Source organism: Mycobacterium sp. UM_Kg27 (genome assembly GCF_000972905.1).
Lineage (GTDB): Bacteria > Actinomycetota > Actinomycetes > Mycobacteriales > Mycobacteriaceae > Mycobacterium.
Genome location: NZ_JRMM01000176.1, coordinates 1 through 7,298, shown reverse-complemented (window position 1 = coordinate 7,298; position 7,298 = coordinate 1). Strand labels below are relative to the sequence as shown.

Annotated in this window: 2 protein-coding genes; both read right to left on the bottom strand. The window is 68.4% G+C overall.

Going from position 1 to position 7,298, the window contains the following annotated elements:
* Nucleotides 1–8 precede the first annotated feature (8 nt).
* Nucleotides 9–4,820 (bottom strand): beta-ketoacyl synthase N-terminal-like domain-containing protein, encoded by a 4,812-nt coding sequence (locus tag LI94_RS19430; protein ID WP_052739984.1) that lies wholly within the window; start codon nucleotides 4,818–4,820, stop codon nucleotides 9–11.
* Nucleotides 4,821–4,841: 21 nt separating this feature from the next.
* Nucleotides 4,842–7,298, bottom strand: a 2,457-nt coding sequence (locus tag LI94_RS19425) for an SDR family NAD(P)-dependent oxidoreductase (RefSeq protein ID WP_046302220.1), incomplete at its 5' end; no start/stop codon positions are given.

Here is a 7,298-nt window from a genome sequence, read left to right as displayed (position 1 = left end):
CGGCAGCGTCAGATGTGTATAAGAGACAGGCCCAGGGACCCCGGTTGGACCGGGTCGCCGAAGAAGTGCGCCTTGAAGTACCACTCGCCGGGGTTGACGTCTTTAACGCCGCGCCATTGGCCCAGGCCGGCGGCGCCTCCGGTGGGCCAGCGGCCGGTGACCCGATCGACCATCAACAGCATCGGGTCTGCCAACCGCGCTCCCGCCCCGAAGAACTCGGCGGGCTGAGTGGTCAAGTCGACCAGCGGAGCGCCGGAGGGCTGCGCCAGAGAGGCGCGTTGCGAGTCGCTGACCGGGAGACCGACCTGGTTTTGCAGCGCTTCGCGTTTGAAGTAGCCGAACACGGTGTCGAAGGTGTAGACCGGTCCCTCGTCGGCCACGATCTCCCCGTCGAAGCCGACGATGATGGTTCCCGCGGCCTTGGCGAGGCTCTTCAGCTTCACCTTGATGCGCAGTGTTCCCGTCGCCGGGGTCACCTCCCGGTGTTGAGTTCCGGTCCCGTCCAGGTTGCGGAAGAACAGGTCCGCGTCGCCGTCCAGCGGGCAGCCGACGTAGCTGGCCAGCCAGCCGCAGGGCTGCAGCGCGACCTCCATGAGCACCGCGTTGGGCATCGTCTCGTGACCGTTGGCGGCACCGTTCTCGGCGAAATACCAGGCGTCGGCGGGTACGTCGTACTCCACGACGACTTCGGCGCCGGCCTTCATCACGCCGGTCTCACCGACCAGCTCGGTGACCCGGGACATGAAGTGATACGGGGGGCCGGGCAGGCGGGCCGCCTTGCGGGGAGAGTCGAACTTCTCGAACAACGGTCCGAACGCCATGGACGGCTTGGCGATGGCACTGGCGAGCATCGCCTGGTAGTCGTAGCGGAAGCCGTTGACTTCGGCGACCGCTTTGGGCTCGACGTAGCCTTCGAGTTCCTTGGCGCCGAGGTCCATCGGCCAGCCCGGTGACAGCTTCAGGCCCATCCGCTCGCAGTGGAAGGCGGGCAGCCCGTCGACGGTGCACAGCAGGTCGGCGAACAGTGTCGGCTCGGGTCCGGCGATCACCTCGCGGACGAACACTTCGTAGACCACTTCGCGCGACTGCGGGGTGACCTGGCCCCGGCAGCGCAGCTTGTAGGTCTCGAAGGGAACCGGTTCGAAGCGCCAGCCGTCGCAGTCGAGTGTCATGCCCAGGGCGGTCATGTAGATCGCCATGGTCTGCATGGTCGCCTCATACATCAGCGTGCCCGGCATGCAGGGATCGTTCTTGAAATGGCCGGCGAAGAAGCAGTTCTCCGGCGTCACGGGCGCGACGGCCCGCAGATATCCGCGGCCCCACGGCCCACCGGTGAAGTCCAGATCCGTCACTTCGTCGACGAAGAGCATGTCGCCGGCGTGGATGCTGGGGGTGCGAGTGTGGCTGCCGGCGCGCTCGAATCCCTCGCCGAACGTACGCCAGATCTCACCGGACGCCATCGCCTCCAGGTCGGCGCGCTGCAGCGAGGTGCGCGACGTCTGGGCGGGCGTCTGCTCCATCGGTCCGCTGACGGTCTGTTCCTCAGGCCGCCACAACACCCCGCCGGATGCCGCCAGCTCCTCGTCGGTGAAGAAACCGGCCTGGCCGTTGCGCATCGACATCCGCTCGACACCGTCGATCGTGCAGTCGTAGTGGAAGAAGAACAGCCGCACATCGCCTTGCCGGGCGTGGCCGTCCACGTGGATGTCGAAGCGCAGGGTGTCGCCGATCTCGGGCAACCCACCCAGGTAGGTGACCTCGCAGCCGAGCAACCGATAGACCCGCTCGCTCTTGTTGAGCAGATCCGCGCCCATCCAGGAGATGAGCATCAGGTCGGCCTGCCCGCTTTCGATCATGATGCCGGCGGGCATCCGGCCCTGCTGGAGCCACCAGGAGTCGGCGGTGACATCGGTTTCGGTCCACAGCGTTCCGGTGCCGTGCCGAGCCGGCTCGGCGTCGATGCCCAACAGCCGATCCGCCAGCAGCAGTGGCGGTTCGGGCATCCGGACCTGGCGCGGATATTGGTCCTGCTCGGCGAAGGCCGGGCCGAAGATCTCGGAGATGTTCCCCGAGGAGTGCACGCGCAACCCGTCCTTGTCGAGCTTGAGGCCCACCGGCTCACGCTTCACCGTCGGGGTCGGGACCACCTTGTCGGCAGGTTTGACCGGCTGGATCGCCCGGCTTGCGCCGGCGGGTGCGGTGGCGGGCGTCGCGGGGGCAACGTCGGCCGCAGTCGGCTGCGGTTCCGGTAGCGCCGGTGTCGCCGCGGCGACACCCAGCGGCAGCCGGGCCAGCGACTCCGCGACCGTTGCCAAAGCCGGCGGCATCGGGAGTTGTATCGGCATGAATTGCTCCAGTTGATCAGGGGGGTTCGTTCCTGGGGCCGGGACGCGTGGGGGCAGGTGGACCGCGGGCAGGTGCGCGGGGAAGTTGAGCCGGATGGGTTTCCCGGCACCGTTGGCTGCTGCCGGCGCCGTCAAGGCCGCGGCCTCCGGCCCGGTTGCCGAGGACACCAGCGTGATGTGTTGTCGCTGGCCGGCCAGTCCGGTGAGTTCGACGGCGATGCGCCGTTGCGCGGATGTCCAGGGCTCGCCGTCGGGCCACACTCCGAGGGCTGCATAGAGCACGCCGGCGGCCACATGCAGCAGTCCCGAGGCGGCGTGCGCGTGACCCAACAACGCCGACAGGCTCACCGCACCGGGAACGGTGCCCAGGTGCAGACATTCGGCGTCGACCGGCTGATCGGGCAGCAGGGTTGCGTACACCGGGTCGCCGTCACGGCGCGCGTCGGCGGCGCGCTTGAGCACCAGGACGACGGCGGCGTCTGCGGGTGTCTGCTCATCGGGGTGCAGTTGGGCGCGCGCCGCCGCCTGATGCACGGGTTCGCAGCTGAGATCCACCGCCCCGACCACGGCCGCGTCGACCTCTCCGCGGCGTAACGCCCGCGCGGCCATCTCCAGGGCGGTGGTGCCCGAGAGCTGTTCGCGCGACACCGTGAAACTGGGCCCGCGTAAATCGAATTGGCTGTTCAGTCGGTTCGCGACGATGTTGGGCATGGCTCCCACGACCCCCGCGGCGGTCCACCCCGCAACGACATCGTCGCGAGCGGCGGCGAGCCGGCCGGGGTCGTCGAATTCATCGGCCAGCCGCCAGCGCTGGCCGAACCGGTTGACTTCGGCGTCGCAGCCCATGCCGACGACGACGCTGGTGGTGTCCGGCGGCAGGCTCTTGATCAACTCGCCGATGCCCAGGGCCGCACCGAGCAACGCCAGTTGTTGGGGCTGGGTCTGTTTGAGATCGGCCGGTGGGAAGCGGGTCTGGGTCAGATCCAGGCAGACCTCGTCCATGCGTGCGCCGCGGGCTCCCTCGGCCAGGCCGGTGGGTATCGGCTGACATGTCTTCAAGTGCTCGGCGACGGAGGCGGTTCCGTGACCGTCGCCGATCAGGAGGCTCAGGCCGACGATCGCGATCTCCTGCTCGGCCCGGGGCGCGGCGACCGGAGGAGCCGGCGTGGGACCGGGTCCCTCGACCCATTCTTCGAGCAGCAGGTGGGCGTTGTTTCCGCCGAAGCCGAAGTTGTTGACCGCGGCGCGACGCGGCCCGTCGGTGTCCCAGGGCTCGGCCTCAGTGAGCAACCGGAACGGCGAGTCGGCGATGAACGGGAGCGGATCTTCGGCGTGCAGGGTCGGGGGACGTATCCCGGCACGCATCGCGGCCAGTACTTTGATGGCTCCCGCCGCGCCGGATGCCGTGATCGAGTGGCCCAGATTGGATTTCAGTGAACCGATGGGCACGTCGGTCATGCCGGTGAAGATGCGCGCCATGCTCATCAGTTCGGTCAGGTCACCGCGCGATGTCCCGGTGGCGTGGCATTCGATGAGGGAGATGTCGCGCGGCTCGAGTCCGGCCATCTCGTAGGCCAGGCGCATCGCGCGTTCTTGGCCGTCTTGGGAGGGCACCAGAAACCCATGTCCCCGACCGTCGTTGCTCAAGCCGACGCCCCGGATGACGCCCAGAATGGAGTCGCCGTCGACGATCGCGTCGTCAAGCCGCCGCAGCACCAGGATGGCGGCGCCCTCGGCGGGGACCAGGCCGTCGGCGCCGTTGTTGAACGGTCGTGACCTCCCCGTTCGGCTCAGGGCCTGTAAGGCGGTGAAGCCGACGTGCAGCAGCAGATCACTGGCGCCGTTGATGCCGCCGGCGAACATCACGTCGGCGGTGCGGTCGTGTAGCCGATCGCAGGCCAGCTTGATGGCATACAGCGACGAGGCGCAGGCGGCGTCGAGGGCCGCGGCTCCGCCAGTCAGGCCCAATGCCTGCGCGATCAGGTGAGCCGGCAGGCCGGACATGAAGCGGTTGCGCCAGTCGACTCCGGGTTCTTCTCCCCGCCAGACTGATTCGGCGAGGTCGGTCATCTTCTTGGTCGGATAGCTCAGGTTGCCCAGGACGATCCCGGCGGAACCCGGCACCTCACCTGCCCGCCATCCCGCACTGTCCAGGGCTTGTCTGGCCGCCTCGATTCCCCACCGGTAGAGCGGGTCGAGTCCGGCCAGGTCGTCGGCGTCGAGGAACAGTCCGCGCGGATCGAAAAGGTCGTCGAACCCGCGGACGTAGCCGCCGCGGTCCGACCAGGTGTGGTCGAGTTCGGGCACGTCCGCCGGGGCGCACAGGACGCGCTCCGGGGATACCCCCCAGTAATCCGGCCCGGGTGCGCCCAATGCGTCGCGGCCGTCGTGCACCGTTGTCCAGAGCTCACCCGCGTTCAGTCCCCCGGGCAGGACACACCCCTGCCCGACGATCGCGATCGGATCAAACTTCACTTCGAATCAGCCGCCGTCGATTCAGCCGCCGTAGGGATACAACTCGAGTCGTTTGAGACTGATCACCAGCTGGTTGTCGGCGTCGACCAGGTCAAGATCGCAGACGGCACGGCTGGTCTTGGCGTCCCCACCGGTGAGCACGCATCGCAGGCCGGCACCCAGCGCGCCGGACCGGTAGCGGACGATCTCGCCCACCCGCAGCGGAAGGACATTGCGGCCGAGCAGTTCGTAGCTCCAGACCAGTGCCGCCTGCAGGCATCCGTCGACAGCGGCCGGGTCGGTCGCCCAGCCCTCCCCCGCCCAGCCCACGGACGTCAATCCGGACAGATACGCCGTCGCGGTGGTCTCGGCGCAGTCCATGCCGTCGAGCACCTGGAATGCGGCTCCGTGGAACAGTGCCCCACCGGTGTAGCAGGCTTCGCGGTCGATCCTGCGACCGTCCGACGCCGGGGCCGGGGCGCCCGGGACCACCGGTGCACCCGAACGCATCTCGAGTTTGGCCGAGTAGTACACGGTCGAGCCCTCGATGTCGGAGAGCGTCACGGTCAGCAGTTCGGGCCGATCGTCGACGGGCACGCACCGCACGATCAGGGGATTGCCGTGCCTTTCGAACTCGTAGAGCGTGACACCACGCAGCACCTTGAGGTCGAGCACCCGATCCACGTGGTGGCCGGGCCGGCATGCCTCAGCCATCCGGATGAACCATTCGAGCGCCTGCACCACGGGCAACACGACATTGCCCTGGACCCGGTGGTCGAGCAGGTAGGGCTGCTGCGTCACGTGGGCGAGCACCCGCGCGACCCTGCCTTCCGGCGGGATCGGATGCGTGGGCAGCCCTGCCAGTACGCCGTCGCCGAGAGTCACCTCGGAGCTTCCGCTCTCGCCGTCGAGGACGTCGGCGACAAACGCGCGCGCGCCGTCGGCGAGTGGGATCAGCGAGATGCCGCGGGACTCGAACATCGCCTTGAGGCCCGGGGTCACCATGCCGGAATCCCAAGGGCCCCAACCCAGTGCCCGCACCAGACAGGACGGTCCGCGCCGGGCCTGCTCCGCCAAGGCCACCTTGTTGAGGATTTCATTGGCCATGGCGTAGTCGCTTTGGCCGACGTTTCCGCTGCGCGCGGCCACCGACGAGAAGAGGCAGATCACCTTGAGCGCATCGTTGGCTGTGGCATCCAGCAGCGCGCACGCGCCGCCGACCTTGGTCTCGAAGACCCGGTCGAACCCGTCGAGGGTCTTCTTGTGCAGCGGCGCATCGGCGAGCACGCCGGCACCGTGCACCAGGCCGGTGATGGGACCGAATTCGCTTCGCACACTGTCCAGCAGCGCGCTCAGCTGCGCGGCGTCACGGACGTCGGCAGCGGCGTAGCGGACGTGGGAACCGGCCGCGGTCAGCGCGGCCAGAGTGGCCCGCACCTCGCGGTCGGCCAGGATGCGCTGCGCCTGTTGCTCCAACTGCTTGGGTGTGACCTTGAGTCCTTGCGCCGCAGCGCTGGCAAGCAGCGCCCGCTTGAGCTCCGCATCGGTGGTCAAGCCCTGGGCTTCCGGCGGTTCGTCGCTGAGTTCGGTGCGCCCGATCAACACGAACGCCGCCTGGGTCTGCTGCGCCAGGGCGATCACCGAACCGGCGGTCACCCCGCGGGCGCCACCCGAGACCACAATGACGTCTTGCCGGCCGATGCGGTGCGTGCGGGTGCTCACCTGCTGCTCGTCCGCGACGACCGTGGTTCGCCCGTGTGGACTACCGAGGCCCACTTCGAGCTCCACCCCGCCGGCTAGGACTTCGTCGGTGATCTGCTCGGCGACGACCAGCGGGGAACGATGTCCGACGGCGATATCGATCGCCTTGACCTGCGCACTGGTCCATTCCTGCGCAGCGGTTTTGGCCAGCGCACCGATCCCGCCCGACCAGGCCCGCAGGCCGGGGTCGGTGAGCAGACCGAAGGTGCCGCCGGTGTCTTGAACGGTGACGAAGACGCCACCATGTTCCGCGAATTGGGCTGCGACGGACTGCGCGTCGGCGAAGAGCACCCGGTTGACGGCAAGCGCCTCGTCACGAGTGGCGATTTGCCGCAGGCCGCCGAGATGGATGATCGCCTCGGCGTCGGCACTGGGTCGGGCCACGATCGCCGCGCGAATGCCGTGTGTGCGCAGAATTGCGGCCAGGGCCTCGGCCGTTTCAGTCAGCCCGTCCTGGACTGCCTCGGCCGTCACGATCTCGACGGTCCTGGCGGCATACAGACCGGGCATCCCCATCCCGCTCACCGGAGCGGCGGTGGCGCGTACCGCGTAGCGCGCCACCTCCGCTCCGGTTAACTCAAAAGGGGCGCGATCACCTGCCGGCAATCCGTTGGGCGCCACCAGATCCGGTGGTGGTGAACCTATCAGTGACTGCAGGTAGTCGACGATCTCCTGCAACGTCACCAACGCCGCCATCGTCGCCGTCTCCACCTCAGGCAACGACGGAACCCGATCCTG